Origin of the sequence: Propionivibrio sp., assembly GCF_041441355.1 — a bacterium.
GTDB lineage: Bacteria > Pseudomonadota > Gammaproteobacteria > Burkholderiales > Rhodocyclaceae > Propionivibrio.
This window is the reverse complement of the sequence record NZ_JASDTF010000019.1, coordinates 348,160-365,100: the sequence shown is the minus strand read 5'-3', so window position 1 is coordinate 365,100 and position 16,941 is coordinate 348,160. Positions and strand designations below refer to the sequence as shown.

Annotated in this window: 20 protein-coding genes; 12 read left to right on the top strand and 8 right to left on the bottom strand. The window is 65.2% G+C overall.

Annotated features, from left to right (window positions below):
* Positions 1–19 precede the first annotated feature (19 nt).
* The 7 genes from QMB55_RS08190 to QMB55_RS08160 are packed head-to-tail and all read right to left on the bottom strand — an operon-like array spanning position 20 to position 4,386.
* Entirely contained in the window at positions 20–538 is a 519-nt protein-coding gene (locus tag QMB55_RS08190) for a GDYXXLXY domain-containing protein (RefSeq protein ID WP_497588196.1), read from the bottom strand.
* Positions 535–1,632 carry a DUF4401 domain-containing protein gene (locus tag QMB55_RS08185; protein ID WP_497588195.1) on the bottom strand — a complete coding sequence of 366 codons (1,098 nt, stop codon included), beginning with the start codon at positions 1,630–1,632 and terminating at the stop codon, positions 535–537. Before QMB55_RS08185 ends, QMB55_RS08190 begins: the two co-directional genes overlap by 4 nt.
* Positions 1,629–2,720 (bottom strand): DUF2157 domain-containing protein, encoded by a 1,092-nt coding sequence (locus QMB55_RS08180; RefSeq protein ID WP_497588194.1) that lies wholly within the window; start codon positions 2,718–2,720, stop codon positions 1,629–1,631. Before QMB55_RS08180 ends, QMB55_RS08185 begins: the two co-directional genes overlap by 4 nt.
* A 2-nt stretch (positions 2,721–2,722) precedes the next feature.
* Positions 2,723–3,094, bottom strand: a complete 372-nt coding sequence (locus tag QMB55_RS08175) for a hypothetical protein (RefSeq protein ID WP_497588193.1) — start codon at positions 3,092–3,094, stop codon at positions 2,723–2,725.
* A gap of 6 nt (positions 3,095–3,100) precedes the next feature.
* Positions 3,101–3,556, bottom strand: coding sequence for a YccF domain-containing protein (locus tag QMB55_RS08170; protein WP_497588192.1), 456 nt, complete (start codon positions 3,554–3,556; stop codon positions 3,101–3,103).
* Between the two features lie 20 nt (positions 3,557–3,576).
* Positions 3,577–3,930 carry a DUF3147 family protein gene (locus QMB55_RS08165; protein ID WP_497588191.1) on the bottom strand — a complete coding sequence of 118 codons (354 nt, stop codon included), beginning with the start codon at positions 3,928–3,930 and terminating at the stop codon, positions 3,577–3,579.
* 3 nt (positions 3,931–3,933) lie between these two features.
* On the bottom strand, positions 3,934–4,386 hold the full coding sequence (locus QMB55_RS08160) for an acyl-CoA thioesterase (RefSeq protein ID WP_497588190.1): 453 nt from the start codon (positions 4,384–4,386) through the stop codon (positions 3,934–3,936).
* A gap of 198 nt (positions 4,387–4,584) precedes the next feature.
* On the opposite strand from QMB55_RS08160, the gene QMB55_RS08155 reads away from it, so the two are divergent.
* From QMB55_RS08155 to ugpQ, 12 genes are all read left to right on the top strand, one after another.
* The gene (locus QMB55_RS08155) at positions 4,585–6,237 is read left to right on the top strand and encodes an electron transfer flavoprotein-ubiquinone oxidoreductase (protein WP_497588189.1); all 1,653 of its coding nucleotides are present in this window, start codon (positions 4,585–4,587) and stop codon (positions 6,235–6,237) included.
* Between the two features lie 522 nt (positions 6,238–6,759).
* Positions 6,760–8,097 carry a cytochrome ubiquinol oxidase subunit I gene (locus tag QMB55_RS08150; protein ID WP_497588188.1) on the top strand — a complete coding sequence of 446 codons (1,338 nt, stop codon included), beginning with the start codon at positions 6,760–6,762 and terminating at the stop codon, positions 8,095–8,097.
* Complete coding sequence (locus tag QMB55_RS08145) at positions 8,094–9,089, top strand: cytochrome d ubiquinol oxidase subunit II (RefSeq protein ID WP_497588187.1); 996 nt, start codon at positions 8,094–8,096, stop codon at positions 9,087–9,089. The genes QMB55_RS08150 and QMB55_RS08145 overlap by 4 nt, the downstream gene beginning before the upstream one ends.
* A 282-nt stretch (positions 9,090–9,371) precedes the next feature.
* A complete protein-coding gene (locus QMB55_RS08140) occupies positions 9,372–9,839 on the top strand; it encodes a hypothetical protein (RefSeq protein WP_497588186.1) in 468 nt (155 codons plus the stop codon).
* Between the two features lie 140 nt (positions 9,840–9,979).
* Positions 9,980–10,792 carry a TetR/AcrR family transcriptional regulator gene (locus QMB55_RS08135; RefSeq protein ID WP_497588185.1) on the top strand — a complete coding sequence of 271 codons (813 nt, stop codon included), beginning with the start codon at positions 9,980–9,982 and terminating at the stop codon, positions 10,790–10,792.
* A 79-nt stretch (positions 10,793–10,871) separates the two neighbouring features.
* On the top strand, positions 10,872–11,333 hold the full coding sequence (locus QMB55_RS08130) for a hypothetical protein (protein WP_497588184.1): 462 nt from the start codon (positions 10,872–10,874) through the stop codon (positions 11,331–11,333).
* 31 nt (positions 11,334–11,364) lie between these two features.
* Positions 11,365–12,486, top strand: a complete 1,122-nt coding sequence (locus QMB55_RS08125) for an amidohydrolase family protein (protein ID WP_497588183.1) — start codon at positions 11,365–11,367, stop codon at positions 12,484–12,486.
* A 516-nt stretch (positions 12,487–13,002) separates the two neighbouring features.
* Positions 13,003–13,344, top strand: coding sequence for a hypothetical protein (locus tag QMB55_RS08120; RefSeq protein ID WP_497588182.1), 342 nt, complete (start codon positions 13,003–13,005; stop codon positions 13,342–13,344).
* 66 nt (positions 13,345–13,410) lie between these two features.
* Entirely contained in the window at positions 13,411–13,839 is a 429-nt protein-coding gene (locus QMB55_RS08115; protein WP_497588181.1) for a GNAT family acetyltransferase, read from the top strand.
* A 61-nt stretch (positions 13,840–13,900) separates the two neighbouring features.
* Positions 13,901–14,356 (top strand): GNAT family N-acetyltransferase, encoded by a 456-nt coding sequence (locus QMB55_RS08110; RefSeq protein WP_497588180.1) that lies wholly within the window; start codon positions 13,901–13,903, stop codon positions 14,354–14,356.
* Positions 14,357–14,505: 149 nt separating this feature from the next.
* Positions 14,506–15,183, top strand: a complete 678-nt coding sequence (locus tag QMB55_RS08105; RefSeq protein ID WP_497588179.1) for a tetratricopeptide repeat protein — start codon at positions 14,506–14,508, stop codon at positions 15,181–15,183.
* A 126-nt stretch (positions 15,184–15,309) separates the two neighbouring features.
* Positions 15,310–16,059, top strand: a complete 750-nt coding sequence (ugpQ, locus tag QMB55_RS08100; RefSeq protein WP_497588178.1) for a glycerophosphodiester phosphodiesterase — start codon at positions 15,310–15,312, stop codon at positions 16,057–16,059.
* A gap of 38 nt (positions 16,060–16,097) precedes the next feature.
* Here the strand turns inward: ugpQ and QMB55_RS08095 are convergent, their stop codons facing one another.
* Positions 16,098–16,913: an HDOD domain-containing protein gene (locus QMB55_RS08095; protein WP_497588177.1), complete on the bottom strand. Its 816-nt coding sequence runs from the start codon at positions 16,911–16,913 to the stop codon at positions 16,098–16,100.
* Positions 16,914–16,941 lie beyond the last annotated feature (28 nt).

Genomic DNA, 16,941 nt, shown 5'->3' with positions numbered 1-16,941 from the left:
CGCCATCGGCACCGACCACTCAGAAGCGGTTTTCGCCCAATCGTCTCAAGCGCTCATCGAGCAAGGCCACTAAGCGCGGCTCACCGCCGGCCCCGACCCGGAACTCGCCGTAGCGCGCGTCGCGGAACACCGGCTCATGCCCCTCCTGGAAAAAAAAGGCATTGGTCGCCACGTGCAGGCGCCGTTCCCGCACCCGGTAGCGAAGCGCCACCTCGCCTTCGCCCGGCGCGGCTTCGGCCAGCGTCGGTGCGGTGCGCACGAGCTGCCCCACCCTTTGCGCATCGAGGCGCAACACGGCGAAACCGTCGGCGCGACGTTCCGCGCCCGCCATGCGGCGCAAGGCATCGGCCACAGCGTAATTGAGCACCATGTAATCGCCCTGCATCAGGGAGCGCGGATCGACCGGCGCCAGCTCCAGATGCACCACCTGCCCCTCGGCGAGGATGCGTTCGTTGCTCCACACGCTCCAGCCCGCCACACCCAGCACGCCAAGCAGCCCCAGGGCAATGACGTGCAAGCGCCAATTCGTTGCCTTCATCGCCCCGTTTCCTGTGCCGAAAAGCCGCCCCGGAACGCAGCGCCCAAGAGCGCCCGCGCGGCGAGCAGCAAAACGCCGCCGAGCACCATCCAACCGGCTTTCACGAGCAGCGTCGCCTGCAGATCGTAGTAATAGCGGCCAAGCGCCAGCACCGCGACCACGGCGCCGAAACCCGCCAAGACGCGCCGTCCGCGCGCGTAGACAAGGAGCAGCAGCGTCACCCCCATCGCCACGGCCGGCGCCTGCCAGGTCGCGGCCAGGGCCAAGCCGAGCAGCCCCGCGCCGCCCAGCGCCCGCCCAGCGCGGCCATAAGCCAAGCCACGCAGGCCACGCGCCTGCCACGCCAAGGTCGCCAGACTGATTGCCCCCATTGCCAGCCGAACCGGCATGGCCGCGCCGGAGGTGGGCAGCGCCCACCAGGACACACCGAACACCGCCCCCTGCAAGGCCGCCAGCGTCAGGGCGAGGGCCAGCGCTTCGAGTGCACCCGCACGCGGGTGCGCCAGCCAGCGCCGTTCGCTCGCCCAGAGCAGCACGGCGGCAAGCCAGAACGCTGCCGGTGCCCAATGCAAGAAAACCTCAGCACGCAACTCGATCAGCGCCGCCAGGATCGCGCCGCAGCCCATCAGCGCGGCGACCAGCCGATGCGGCTGCCAGCCAACCGCAAAAAGCAAGGCCGCCTCATAGACCGCAATGGCGGCAAAGCCGTGGCCGCGTGCCTCGTCGAAAGTGGCCGCCCCGAGCAGCAGCGCACCGTGTCCGGCCAGGCTGGCGACAAGCAGGAACTGGCGCACGACCGGACCGCGCCATTGAGCGAAGGCAAAACCGGTCAGCCCCGTCAGCGCCACGCCCAGCACCGCCCAGCCGGTGGCGGACTTGATCAGCGCCGCCGTGCCAATGCCGAGAAAGAGCAGCAGAAAAATGGCCGCCAGCCAGGCACCGCCAATCTGTACCGCCATCACCCAGCGCGAGGCACCGGCCATGTCGACAGGGGCGGCCAGCACGTCCGCCACACCGGTTTCCGGCGCGCCGCGCCAAGCGCCTTGCGCGCGCAAGGCTTCATCCAAGGCATCCAATGTTTGCCGCGCGCTCATGCCGCGCCTCCCTTCGCCTCGTCCTTTGCCCCATCCGTCGCTTCGCCTTTGAGCTGGCTTTCGGCGTGTGCCTGCCAACGCCGCGCCGTATGCCGCAGCCAGACGGTGGCTGCCGCACTCAGTCCGGCGACGATCGCCCCCAACAGCAGGAAGCCACTGACGTCGAAGCGCTGGACGACGAAAATCTGTCGCCCGAACCCGGCGCTGCCGACGATCACCAACGAACCCGCGACCAGCGCCAACGGCACCAGATCGCGCCGGAAGTGCCGGTAATAAAGACTCAGGGCCACAGCCCAGCCAGCATAAAAGACGGGCGCCCAGTCCTGCCCCGGCCAACCGTCGCCCGTGGAACGGAAGACCCAAGCCAGGGCGAAGGCCGTCGCCGCAATCGCGGTCAGCACCGCGACGCAACGCGGCGCGTAGTCGGGCCGCGCCACGCCGCGCCATGCGGCCAGGCCCTCCCAGACCGCCAGGACCGCGAGATTGAGCCACAGCGGCGACCACAGGCTGCCGACAGGCAGGACGAGCGCCGCCCACAGATCCGCGCGCCCAGCCAAGAAGAGCAGCACGGCGACATTGACGACGAGCAGCCAGAACAGCCACAGCCACGGTGCCGCCGCGACCAATACCCAGGGCAGCGCAAGCAGTGCCCAGCCGGCGAACAGGAGTTCGCTATCAGCCCCGGTCTGGTAGATCTGCCCGATCACCGCGAGCAGAACGCCGATAAGGACCACGGCCGCGCCGAGCGCCGCCTGCAAGCGCCGCAGCCCCTCGGGCGTGGGATGGCGCTCGTAGCCCCGCCCGCACCACAGCGCCGCGAGCGCGGCGACGCAGAGCGGCGCGGCGGCCAAGGCAAGGCGCGCGTAGCGGTGCAGCGCACTCCAGTTGAAGGCAAAGAAAAAAAGCACGCCGGCGAGCAGCAAAACCAGCCCGGCCGCGAGTAGCAGCCGATCCGCCAAGCGCCGCCAGTCGGCCGGCGTGGGCAGGAGCGCAAGACGGCGCAAAGCCAATTCGAGCCCAGCCGCGTTCAGCGCACCCTCGCGCGCCAGACCGACCAGGCGGTGTCGCCACAGGCTACGATCGCGCATCGTCAGCCTCCGTCCAGGCGGCTGCGCGCCTCTGAATCGCCCAGCCGCGCGCCTGTCCAGACACGCACCTTGCCCGCGCCACAGCCAGCCCCCAATTCCTCCAGACAACGGCTTTCGATCGGCGTCAGCCCACCTTCAAGGCGCTCGAGCGGATGCATCAGCACCTCGGTCTTGAGCGCCAGCCCGCCGCTGCCGAGTTCGCGCAGGGCGCCTTTGAGGCAAGCCTCCGCGGCGGAGAAGTCAGCGACCAGCATCCGCGGATGCGAAAACGGCGGTTCGGCGCGACGCTCGCATTCGCGCCCCGAATCGAGGTCGCGCACGCGCACGCGGTTCTCGGAGAGTTGCACGTAATAGCGTCGGGTCAGTGCAAACATGCGCCCTCACGACCGGTATTTGTTCAAGGCGTCCTGCGCCGCCTCGCCGCGCACCGCGGCGGCGACCTCCTTGTCGACGATGGTCTTGCCGACCGGCGCCAGGGTCAGCACCGCGAGCTTGAGGTGCTGAAGGCCGAAGGGAATGCCGATGATGGTGACGAAGCAGGCCAGCGCCGACACGAGGTGGCCGATCGCCAGCCAGACGCCGACGACGACGAACCAGATCACGTTGCCGAGGAAGCCGAGCGTCCCGGTGCCAAGGTCGCCGCGCCGGGTCAGGTCCTCGCGGTCGACCGCGTCGCGCCCGAAGGGGAAGAAGGCGAAGCCGCCGATGACGAAGCACGCCCGCCCCCACGGTATGCCGATGATGGAGAGGAAACACAGCAGGCCGGCGAGCCACCAGCCCAAGCCCATCACCGCGCCGCCGAAAACAAACCAGAAAATGTTGCCGATCGTACTCAAGTATCCCTCCCGATCCTTGATCATTCGATGCGCACGCCGATGCGCTGCAAGAGCGCAAAGAGCATGGCATAAACGGCGCCCGTGGCCGCCGCCGCAGCGACCAGCGCCCACCAAAAGCTCACCCCGCGCTCCAGCAGCGTCGGGAAAAGCACGAAGAACAGCAGCGACGGCAGCACCAGCCAGAAAATCCCGCGCGACAGCGCCGCCACCTGCACCGCGCTGGCCCCCTCGAGGTGGAACCAGACGAAGGCCAGCAACGAGGTCAACGGCAAGGCGGCGAGCAGGGCCGCAAGGGCCGTGTGCCGCTTGGCGATCTCGCTCACGGCAACGATCACCGCAGCCGTCAGCGCCACCTTGAGGACGTAGTAGAACATCGCTCAGCGGCCCAGGGCCGTGCGCAAGGCATCGGGCAGCGGCACCGAGCGGCCGGTCGACACGTCGATCCAGACGATGGTCGCCTCGCCGGTGGCGTACAGCGTCTCCTCGCCCAGCTTGCGCAGCTCGTAGCGGGTCGGGATGCTGCTGCGCCCAAGCGGGCCGCCGAAAACACGCACTTCGACCTCGCCCGGGTAGTTGAGCGGTACGTGGAAGGTGCAGGCCGTATGCACGATCACCGGCCCTTGCGTGGCCGTGTCGATCGGCATGCCCAGGCGTTCGAGCAGATCGACCCGCGCCTGCTCCATGTAGCGGAAGTAGACGGCGTTATTGACGTGGCCGTAGGCGTCCATGTCGCCCCAGCGGATCGGAATCCGGCTGCGCTGCACTTCGCACCAGGTCTCCGGCGCGGCCGTGCCGAGCGCCCCGGCCTCCGGTTTCTGTTCGTCTTGCATCCCGTTCTCCCGAAGCGTGCTTGAACGCGTGCTGCGCAGCACAGGCTTGCGGGGAACGACGCCCCCACGCCTGCGCGCTTGACGCTGCCCGGGCCGATTCCCTACGATGACGCCGGCGAACGGGCTGGCGTACTCTAGCCGATCGCCCCTCCCGTCACAACCGGCGCCGCGGCGCCCATCCACGCCACCGAGAACGCAATGCAGCGAGAAGCCATGGAATTTGACGTCGTCATCGTTGGCGGCGGCCCTGCCGGTCTGGCGGCGGCAATCCGGCTCAAGCAGCAGGCGGCCCAAAACGGGCGTGAGATCAGCGTCTGCCTGATCGAAAAATCTGCCGAACTCGGCGGCCACATCCTCTCCGGTGCCGTCCTCGACCCGCGCGCACTCGACGAACTTCTGCCGGACCACGCGGCGCGCGGCGCCCCGCTCGCCACGCCCGTCGCTGAAGACGCCTTCCTGCTGCTCAGCCAGACGCGCCACTGGCGCCTGCCCGACGCCCTGCTCCCGGCCTGCCTGCACAACGCCGGAAACTTCATCGTCAGCCTCGCCGACCTCTGCCGCTGGCTTGGGCGCGAAGCCGAAGCGCTGGGCGTCGAAATCTACCCCGGCTTCGCCGCCGCCGAAGTGCTCTACGGCGAAGACGGTGCAGTTGCTGGCGTCGTGACCGGCGACCTCGGCCGCCGCAAGGACGGCACGCCCGGCCCGACCTTCCAGCCCGGCATGGAACTGCGCGCTGCCTACACCCTGTTCGCCGAAGGCTGCCGCGGCCACCTCGGCAAACAGCTCGAAGCGCGCTTCAAGCTGCGCCACGAGTGCGACCCGCAGGTCCACGGGCTCGGCTTCAAGGAGCTCTGGGAAGTCCCTGCCGCGCAGCACGCGCCCGGACGCGTCGTGCACACCGCCGGATGGCCGCTCGATCCCGACACCTACGGCGGCGGCTTCCTCTACCATTGGGGCACACCGGAAAAGCGCCTCGTTTCGGTCGGCCTCGTCGTCGGCCTCGGCTACGCCAACCCCTACCTCTCGCCCTACGAGGAATTCCAGCGCCTCAAGACGCACCCGGCGCTGGCCGCCACCCTCGCCGGCGGCCGCCGCCTCGCCTACGGCGCGCGCGCCATCGCCGCCGGCGGCCTGCAGTCGCTGCCGCAACTCGTTTTCCCCGGCGGCGCGCTGATCGGCGACGACGCCGGCTTCCTCAACGCCGCGCGCATCAAGGGCATCCACGCCGCGATGAAGTCCGGCATGCTCGCCGCCGACGCCTGCGCCGCCGCGCTCGCCGCCGGGCGCCGGGGCGATCGGCTCGAAGCGTTTCCGCAAGACTTCCGGAGCAGCTGGCTCCACGAAGAACTGCACGCCGCGCGCAACTTCAAGCCCCTGCTCGCCAAGGGCCTCTACCTCGGCAGCCTGCTTTTCGGCATCGACCAGCATGTCTTCCGTGGCCGCGCGCCCTGGACCCTGCACCACCCGGCCGCCGATCACGAAACCCTGCGCCCGGCCGCTGAGTGCGCGCCGATCGCCTACCCCAAGCCCGACGGCGTGCTCAGCTTCGACCGGCTCGACTCGGTCTACCTCTCGAACACCAACCACGCCGAAGACCAGCCCTGCCACCTCAAGCTGCGGGACGAAAGCCTCTTCGCCCAGCTCAACCTGCCGCGCTACGACGCCCCCGAGCAGCGCTACTGCCCGGCCGGCGTCTACGAGGTCGAACGCGAAGCAAGCGCCCCCCCGCGCCTGCGCATCAACGCCCAGAACTGCATCCACTGCAAGAGCTGCGACATCAAGGACCCGGGCCAAAACATCGACTGGCAGCCGCCGCAGGGCGGCGAGGGGCCGAACTACCCGAACACCTAGGGCGGCTGCGCACCGGGAATGCCCCATGGCACCGACCCAGCCCCCCCGACCCCGATCGCGTCAGCGGACAATTGATCGCTTCTGACCGCCGCCGGTTGATGCGATTGTCCTGTGCCTGACTTCAGCTTTCCGGGAGCCCTATGGTAATATTGATGTAAATCAAAAATCCGTTAAAGCTTGCCCTGACACCACTTGTATCCGCCCTCGCCCAGCGGGATTCCCCTGAGGGATCAACCCCGCTGCAAGCCGGCTCCACGCACCGATTGACGCTTCGCAATCTCGCTCCGAACCCCGACGAGAACCTCGCAGAACGTCGCCGCCGCCCCCCTCTTACACTCGTGTTGCCGCACCTCGTGCCGCGAGACAGAGCCGGCCAGCGGAAAAACCGACCGTTCCAACCCCGCCTGCACCGCGATAGCGCGCCCCCGCGCGCGTGGATGAATCGGGGCGAGCGCGCGCACAGACCGACGGCGACGCATCCGCCCCTGACCCGAATCCCTACACCCTCCCCTGAACACCACCATGGAAGCCTTTGACCCCCTTGTGCTGGCGCGCATCCAGTTTGCCGCCAACATCACCTTTCACATCCTGTTTCCCACCGTCACCATTGCCCTGTGCTGGGCCTTGCTGTTCTTCCGCTGGCGCTGGCTCGCCACCCGCGATACGGCTTGGCTCGAGGCTTACCGGCTCTGGACCAAGGTCTTCGCGCTCTCGTTTGCTCTCGGCGTGGTCTCGGGCATCACCATGAGTTTCCAGTTCGGCACCAACTGGCCGGGCTTCATGGAGCGCATCGGCAACATTGCCGGCCCCTTGCTCGGCTATGAGGTACTCACCGCGTTCTTCCTGGAAGCCACCTTCCTCGGCGTCATGCTGTTCGGCCACGGCAAGGTGTCCGAGCGGGTCCACCTCTTCGCCACCGCGATGGTCGCGCTGGGCACCACCTCGTCGGCCTTCTGGATTCTGGCACTGAACTCCTGGATGCAAACCCCGGCCGGCTTCTACGTCGAAGGCGGCCAGTACCATGTCGAAAGCTGGCTGGCGGTGATCTTCAACCCCTCCTTCCCCTACCGCTTTGCCCACATGCTGCTGGCTTCGGGGCTGACCGTGGCCTTCCTGCTCGCCGGGCTGTCGGCCTGGCAGATCCTGCGTCGGCGCGAAAGCCCGGCCACCGGCGTGTCGCTCCGCACCGGCCTGATTGCCGGCGCGATCCTGATTCCGATCCAGATCTTCGTCGGCGACCTGCACGGGCTCAACACCTTCGAACACCAGCCGCAGAAAGTCGCCGCAATGGAAGGCGTGTGGGAGACCCAGCGCGGCGCCCCACTCTTGATGTTTGCGCTACCGGATGAAAAAACGCGCAGCAACCATTTCGAAATCGGCATTCCCAAGGGCGCCAGCCTCATCCTCACCCACGACCCGAATGGCGAAATCCGCGGCCTGAACGAATTTGAAGGCAAGCATCCGCCGGTCGCGCCCTTGTTCTGGGGCTTCCGCATCATGGTCGGCATCGGCCTGCTGATGCTGGCCACCAGCTGGGCCGGCGTGTGGGCGCTGCGCCGCCGCGCGGCGAGTGCCGCAAACTCGCTGCCGCGCCCGCTGCTGTGGAGCCTCGTCGGGATGACCTTCTCCGGCTGGGTCGCCACCGTCGCCGGCTGGTACGTGACCGAAATCGGCCGCCAGCCCTACATGGTCTTCGGCGAGCTGCTCACGCGCGACCTCGTCGGCCCGGCGCCGGCCTCCTCGATCGCCATTTCGCTGGCCGCCTACCTCATCACTTACCTGGTGCTGATCGTCGCCTACATCAGCGTGCTTTTCTACATGATCGGCAAGCCGGTCAGCGCCCAAGGAGTCCAGGCATGAGCTTCGACCAATTCCTCCCGATTTACTTCTTCGTCATCCTCGGCGTGGCGATGCTGCTGTACGTGATCCTCGACGGCTTCGACCTCGGCATCGGACTGCTCCTGCCGCTCGCCGAGGACGCCGAGAAGGACAGCATGATCGCCTCCATCGGCCCCTTCTGGGACGCCAACGAAACCTGGCTGGTGCTCGGCGTCGGCGTGCTGCTGATCGCCTTCCCGCAGGCACATGGGCAGATTCTCGGTGCCCTCTATTTGCCGGTCACCGCCATGCTGATCGGGCTGATCCTGCGCGGCGTGGCCTTCGACTTCCGCGTCAAGGCACGCGACCAGCACAAGCACCTGTGGAACCTGACCTTCTTCGCCGGCTCGCTGGTGGCCACCCTGGCCCAGGGCTGGATGCTCGGCCGCTACGTCACCGGCTTCGGCGAGGGCGTCAGCCATCAGGTTTTCGCCCTGCTCATCGCGCTGACCCTGCCGGCTGCCTATCTGATGCTCGGCGGCTGCTGGCTGCTGCTCAAGACCGAGGGCGAGCTGCAGGAAAAAGCCCGCCGCTGGGCCCGCAACAGCCTCGCCCCGGTGGCGCTGGGCATGCTGGTCATCTCGCTGGCCACCCCCTGGATCAGCGAAACGGTGCGCGAAAAATGGTTCGCGATGCCGGCCTTCCTGGCCCTGCTGCCCATCCCCCTGATCAGCGTCATCGCCCTGGCCGGCCTGGCCTGGGTGTTGCAACGCCCCAAGGTTCGCCATGAATTCTCCTGGCTGCCTTTTGTGCTCGCCACCATCATCCTGCTGATGGGCTTCTTTGGCCTGGCCTACAGCCTGTACCCCTACGTCATCATGGACCGCATGACGCTCTGGGACGCCGCCGCCTCCACCCCGGCGCTCACCGTGATCTTCTTCGGCACCGTGCTGACCGTGCCGGTGATTCTCGCCTACACCGCCTTCGCCTACTGGGTGTTCCGCGGCAAGAGCACGCCGCTGACCTACGGCTAAACAACGGCCGACACCGCAGCCCGCGCGCCGACGCCACCTTCGGCGCCGCGCGCAGGCCGCGGCCTGGCACTGGCCTGGAGGGCGCATGGAATGGCGCGCCCAGCCCGATGCGCGAATTTGGAAACGCCCTGCATTCGGCGAATCCGGCAAACTCGGCTATCATGCGCCCGGGCTCTCTGGGCGCCCGCCTCGCGCAAGCACACGCACCACAGCATTCCGCAAGCCCTTCGCTTGCATACCCCTCCAGGCCGACAGCGAGCAGGCCGAGATCAAGGAGCTGGTATGCCCATTCACCCCCCAAATTCCCCTCACGTCCCGAGTGCAGCGCACGAACCCGGCGTCGCCCCGCTATTGCGGGTCGCCAAGCGGCTGCACCGCGCCGCCGTCTCGTCCTCGCTGGCGGAATCGCTCCCCGTCCTCAGACGGCTGCTCGCCGCGCAGGTCATCCGCGGCCTGACGCTGCCGCAACTGAGCCAGCGCCGCAGCCTCATTCAACGCAAACACCTCCTGCAGACCCTGGCAATCGAAGCCGGCTTCCTCAACTGGGACGCCTATCGCGGCGCCCTCGCCGAAACGCCGCATGATCCACCGCTGCCCTTCGACGTGCACACACGTGCAGCCGGCTACCCCAACCTGTGGTTCTCCTCGCTGGCGGACGCCGAAGCCCACGCCGCCCGCCACGGCGGCCGCGCAGTGCGCCTTGGGCAACAGGCGGTCGTATTCGTGGAAGACGTTTCTGCCGTGATTTAAGGCGACGGACGGCGCTGAGTTCATACGCGGAACGTAAGCTCGGCCGCGCCGAACGCCCTGTGTTCTGCCACACGCGCCGCCCAGCGGCGGCGCGCTTTCCCCCTCCACCCCACCGGCCTGGAACACCCGTCCGACGGGCGTTGGCGCCTGCCTGGAAGGCGCATGGAACGGACGTCCAGATCGCCCCTGCCATTCCGACCGCCAAAGCTCGCGACCATCGCGTGGGGCATCACCTCATCCGCCGAGAATTTGGTAGTTATACCAAATTTATGGATAATGCATCTTCAGCACAACACACGGCCCCCCCCATGAGTGTCAAAGAATCGATTCTGGAAGCCGGGATCGCCCTGCTGGAAAGCAAGGGAATCGCCGCCTTGACGCAACCGCAGGTCGCCAGCGCCGCAGGGATCAAACAGAGTCACCTGACCTATTACTTCCCGACGCGCACCGACTTGCTGACGGCGATCGCCGACCGTTGGGTGACGCAGGCGATGGACGCCCTGAGCGTGCGCGTGGGTGAAAAACCGGCGTTCGCCACACTGGCCGGCAACCTGGCCGAAACGATGATCAAAGGAGAGCCCGCGCGCGGCATCATCGGCCTGATCGTCGCCGCCGACGCCGAACCCCGTATCCGCGAAACCTTGCGTCATCTCGACGGGGTGATGCGTACGCATTTCAAGGGCATCCTTGTCAGCGCGGGGCTCCCCGCGAGCGACGACGACGCCCTGCTGTTGCAGGCCACAGCGGTCGGGCTGGCGCTCATGCACCAGTCGCGCCTGAATGCAGAATCGTTGGCCGAGTTCCCGCGCGGAATCGACGCCTTGCTGCGCCTCCTCATCGCGCAACAGAGCACCGCCAATGCGGTGGTACAGCGATCGCCGAAAAATACCGGGGCCAGCGCACCAGCAAGCCCCCCAACGCCCAAGCGCCGCACCTCCCGACGGCCCCAATGATGGCTGGCGCGCGGCTCGACATCGATTTTTCTCCCCCTGGTTCGACACTGTCGAACGCTTTTTTGAAAGCACAGTGAAAATGAAAAATGCACACTCGCCGGCCGCCTTTCGGGCCATCGTCAGCTTTCTCGCCCTATCCACCGTCCTGATGCTGCTGACACAGACGACGCCCGTCTTTGACTACGATCTGGCCGCCAGGCTCGGATTCCAGAAGGGCGCCGACCAAATCACCGATTTCGGCGTACACGTCATCCGCGCGTTTTGCCTGAGCGATACCGTGGTCTTCATTCCGCTGACCGTGCTCGCCCTGATTGGCCTGCTGATGAAGAAACGCTGGGCCTTGTTCCCCACGGCCGCCGCCGCGGGAATATCGATCTACTGGGTGATCGCCTATGGCGTCATGGTGCATAACCTCAACGGGATGCCCGGCTACCACGCCGTTCTCGCCGCGCCGGACTGGATGATCATGGGCGCGTACATCGGCTTCGGCCTCTGGAACCTGCTCTACCTGATGTTCAGGGGCGACCGCTTGGTCGGGTAGCGCAGCCCCCCCCCATCCGGGAAGCAAAAGCATGAAGGCACGGCTCGGCAGCTCGCTCTGCCCGGCGTCGGGCTGCGCCCAGCCTGCCGCCCTGCGCCACGCACGGCTGATCGACGGCACGGGAGCGCCGCCCCGCGACAACGTCACCCTGCTGCTGGGCGACGGCACGATCAAGGCCATCCAACCCGACGGCCCGCCCCCCGCCGGCTACCGGGAGATCAGCCTCAGAGGGCTCACCGTCCTGCCCGGGTTCATCAATGCGCATGTGCATGGCGCCTACAACCGCCAGAACCTGAAGGACTGGCTGCAGGCCGGGGTCACCAGCGTCCGCGATCTGGGCACGGAAGCTCAACTGGAAGACGACCGATCGTGGAATGAGCTGAAACGAATCCCCGGGCACGCACGCCTGATTGCCGCCACACCCTTGATCGGACCGACCGGCGGCTATGCCAGCCTGATCGTCAATAGCACGGCGGAAGGCATCGCGCTCGTCGAGCGCGCCCACCACCTGGGCTACGACCTCATCAAACTCACCCAGGAAGACCAGCTGCAAGGACAGGACTGGCCGGTACTGCCGCCGAAGATCGCCCGCGCCATGGCTGCGCGGGCTCGGGCGCTGGGCATGCCGGTCGCCGTTCATCTCAGCCACACCCGACGGCTGCCGCAGGCGATCGGGATCGGTGCTACGGACTTCGCGCACATGGTCGTCGAGCCGCTCCCCCGCCCCCTGGCAAAACGCATCGCCGCGCGAGGCATCCTCTGGGTGCCGACGCTTGAATTGTGGCAGGGCGTGCAGCAACGGCACGGCATCCACTGGGGCGACATCGCCGTCGCCAACACCGGCGTCTTCTTTCGCGAGGGCGGCAAGATCGCGCTGGGCACCGACTTCGGCGGCTACGACACACCGTTCGACCGTGGCTTTCCGCAAACCGAAGTGCTGTTGTTGCAAAAAGCCGGGCTATCCCCCATGGACATCATCGTCGCCGGCACCCGCCATGCCGCTGAAGCCAGCGGAAGACTCGCAGACCTCGGCACCATCGAGCCGGGAAAACGGGCCGATTTGCTGATGGTGCATGGCGATCCGCTCACGGACATTCGCGCGCTTTTCAGCCCGGCACAGGTTTGGCTGGACGGAGAGCCGGTCAGAGACTGAAGCCACAGCAACAGGGAGCACCCCTAAAAACGCTCCCCGCCTTTCCCAAAAAACGGCCTGGAGTGCCCATCCCGCGGGCGCTAGGGTATGCCTGGAAGGCGCATGGAATGGCGCTCCCGGCATGGCACCCGCTGAGAGGCGCATCTGGATGCGCCTCTCCGGCACGATCAAAAATGATGATTGAAGATGCCGATGGCAAGGCGTAGGATGCAAAAAACATGTTTCAGGCATCGCATCGTCCGTCCGCGCTTTGACGATAAAAAGAAAAACTGTACTGTCCTTTTGTTGGTCCGATCTCCGCTATTTTCCAGCAAAACCAGAAAAAACATAGCGCGCTGAAAAAACAATGGGTATTTAAGCGCATCACACATCAGGTTTCACATTCACACACTTCTATCAATTTTCTTTGTCTGTATCGCGATCCTTACCGGTACAGCACAGGCCACAGCCCTAACTCCTGATCTGATAACTTTCGAAGGGGAGACCTCTCGACTCCACTCGAACCCTTTACGGACCTTGATCGAAAAAGGCAAGATCAAAATTGAAAGCGGTGGGTTTTGCACTGGCTCAATTGGATACAATGCATCTTGGCGAATCGAAGACAATCAACTTTTTCTTGAAAAAATAATTGATAGGCAATGCAGCAAACCAAGGGAAGTCGACCTCAAAACACAATTCCAGGATAAAAACCCACCAATTCTTGCGGACTGGCACTCAGGAATACTTGTTATCGCAAGAGGGAAATTAAAGGAATTCGTAAACTTTGGATACGCATCTATATACGAAAAATATGTCGTACTTCTAGTAAAGAATGGGGAAATTGTTTCGCGTGTTGATTTTGATGAACCTCCCTGGTAACCCCCTAAAAAATCATTTAGTAATAGAGCAACACAGAGCTGACCAACTCCAGCCCCCGAAAATCGCATGAGCGTCCCGACCTTAACCATCCGCCCCTACCGCCCCGCCGACCACGACTCCTTGGTTGCCCTCTGGAACACGGTGTTTCCGGGCGACTCGCCGTGGAACGAACCCAGCAAGCTCATCCAGACCAAGCTCACCGTCCAGCCCGAGCTCCTTTTCGTCGCCTGCCTGGAGGCAAAAATCGTTGGCGCCATCATGGCCGGCTTCGACGGCGTGCGGGGCTGGGTGCATCATCTGGCGGTCGATCCGGCGTCCCGCCGCCAAGGAATTGCGACAAAGTTGATGCGTGCCGCCGAATCCGGGCTGCATCAACTCGGCTGCCCCAAAGTGAATTTGCAGGTACGCTCGACCAACCTCGAAGTCATCCAGTTCTACCAAGCACTCGGCTACGACCTTGAGGAGCGGGCAAGCTTAGGCAAGCGCCTGGTCTGAATTCATCCGCCCCCGTCACTGAGCCAGCGCACGCTGCCCGCCCGTTTATTTCCAGGAAAGCATGAACACGCTCACCATTCGCCAAGCCGTCCTCGCCGACCTTGAGGCCCTGGCGCCGCTCTTCGATGGCTACCGCCAGTTCTACGGCCAGCCCAGCGACATTTCGGCCGCCCACGCGTTTTTGCGCGCCCGTTTCGAACACGGCGAGTCCTTTGTCTTCATTGCGCTCGATGGCGACACACCGGTGGGCTTTACCCAGCTCTACCCGAGTTTCTCGTCCGTCTCGCTGGCGCGCATCTTCGTGCTCAACGACCTCTTCGTGCATGAATGCGCGCGCCGGAAAGGCGTGGCCTCAAAATTGCTGTCCGCAGCGACGGAATTTGCGCAGGCCTTGGGCGCCGTTCGCGTCTCGCTCTCGACCGCGATCAGCAACAAAAGCGCCCAGGCCGTATATCAGGCCGCCGGATGGACACGCGACCAACAGTTCCTGATTTATCACTTCCCCATTTCGGGATGAGCCAGCGCACATACGGGTGTGCACTGGGACAAAGAGGAGCCCGCCCCTTATTGTTCTGTTCTGCCATGCCGTAGAGTCACCCCGATCAGATCACCGCGGCAGCAGTGACAACAACCCTTCACATAACAGACGCCAGGCACCTACACATCATGCGCAAATTAATTCTCGTGATTATTGCTGCACTCGCCATTCCAATTGCAAACGCAAAGGAATATGGAAATTACGACCTAAAGCGCCTGCTCACCGTTACCGAAACGCCTTCAGGGAAAAAATATGGCTTCGACGGCGCATATCTCGACCAGATACTGAATGACTTGTCTGCACATGCAAAAAACTACCCACCTCAATTTGACACACCACAAGATCAGCAACGCGCCACCCAAGATGTGAAGACACTATCGGGAATGCTCGACACGTTAATCAACTCTCCCACGCCCAACATCGAGCTTCTTGTCCGCGCCGGACACCTCAATAGCATTGGCCATAATCTAAAAATCCCTGGGATGGCCGAAAAAGCCAATTCAATCTTCCTGAGACTACTGACCGCAGCGCCGTCCGATCCGCGTGGAAACTACATGTACGGAACCTTTCTAGCCGGCACCGGAAAACCGAAGGAAGCACTCCCGTTTCTTGAAAAGGCTCTTTCCGTCGGCGTTGTTGATGCAGCGTACACGATCGGAATGACATACTTGACGCTCGGAGACAAAGAACAAGCTTTGAAAAACCTTGAGGATTACAAACGTCGCAAACCGAGCGATGGAAGCATCGACAAACTCATTGACGCCATTCGTAACGGAAAAATCGAGATCAAAAGGAGTACCAGCTGAACCACGAGGCTCTAAAGATAGATAACGGTTAGATCCTGGATGATCCAGAGCGCTTTCAGGAAAAGATCAGGATATGATGTTCGCCACTCTTTAAACACCTGCTGTCCATCACAGGACCCCGCCCCAATGAACGCTTCCCGCCCCGCTCCGCTCTGGCCCTTGCCCCGCGTCGTCGCGCACCGCTGCGGCGGGGCGCTGGCGCCCGAAAACACTCTGGTTGGCCTCGACCTCACGCAGGCGCTGGGTTTTTGCGCCGTCGAGTTCGACGTCATGCTCTCGGCCGACGGCACGCCCTGGCTGATCCACGACGAGACGCTGGAGCGCACAACCGACGGGCACGGCAAGGTGTGCGAGGCGAGCGACGCCGTGCTGGCGATGCTCGATGCCGGCGCCCGCCATCACCGCGCCTACGCCGGCGAGCCACTGCCCACCTTTGCCGCGACGGCGGCGCGCTGCCGCGCCCTGGGCCTCAAGGCCAACGTCGAGATCAAGCCGGCAGCAGGCTTTGAGGAAAAGACGGGCGAAGTCGTGGCCCGCGCCATCCTCGAACACTGGGCGGGCGATGCGCTGCCGCTCGTCTCTTCATTCTCCGACGCAGCCCTGGCCGCAGCGCGGCGCGTGGCGCCCGACCTGCCGCTGGGTTACCTGTGGGACGTTCCGCCCGAGGATTGGCTGGCGCGTGCCGCTCGGCACGGCGTCTACAGCCTGCACTGTTCGGCGCGCGGCGCGAGCGAGGCGGTTCTGGCGACCGCCCGTGCGCATGAGATTCCGGTGCTGTGCTGGACGGTCAACGACCGCGAGCAGGCCGAAAACCTGCTCGCGCGCGGGGTGACGTCGGTGATTTGCGATCAGATCGGCGTGATGCGCGGTCTGTAATTCCGCGGCGCGATAAAAACGCGCCGCGCCCTTCTGGCTCAGGCTTCGAGCGCCACCACGATGGAGTAGATCTCGTCGCCTGAAGCGGCGAGGACTTCGCGCACCGTCGCTTCGTCGAGGCCGATCGCGGCCACGGCAGCTTCGGTGCTGGCGGCAACGCGCTCATCGAGGGCGTCGAGCGGGTTTTCGCGCGGCGAGACGGCACGCGCGACGTAGAGCACGTCGCCCAGGGTTTCGGGCGGCATCTTGCCGGAGAAGTGGCGCGAGGCACGCACCGCCGTGAGCACGCTCTGCGGCAGGTTGAGCGCCTGCAGCACGCGCTCGGTGGCCAGCGGTTCGAGGTCGTTGATCGTCTCGGCGAGCAGCGCCGGATCGCTGAGCAGCGCGGGGAAGTCGGCGGCGCGCGAGAGCAGGTAGAAGCGCCCGAGTTCATGCACGATGCCGGCAAACATGGCTTCGTCGGCGTCGAGCCGGGTGAGCTTGCGCGCCAGGACGAAGGCCAGCGCGGCGACATGCACGCAGCGCTCCCACAGGCGGTTGGCGATGTCGCGGCAGGCGGCCTGGCGCTGGGTCTGGCGCAGCTGATCGAGCAAGAGGGCCATGGCCATGACCTTGATCGGGTCCATGCCCACGCGCACCACGGCGTGGCGCACGTCGCTCACCATCTGGCCCATCGGATTGAGCGCCACCGAGTTGGCGAGACGAATCACCTTGGCCGAAAGCAGCGGCTCGGCGACGACGATCTTGGCCAGCGCGCCGAGGCCGATGTCGGGGTTCTCGACCGCGCGCAGCACGCGCCGGCTGGCGTCGATGCTGGTCGGGAACGACAGCTCGCCCTTGATCTCAACATCCATGGCCCGTCGCAACGCGACTGCGGCTTCA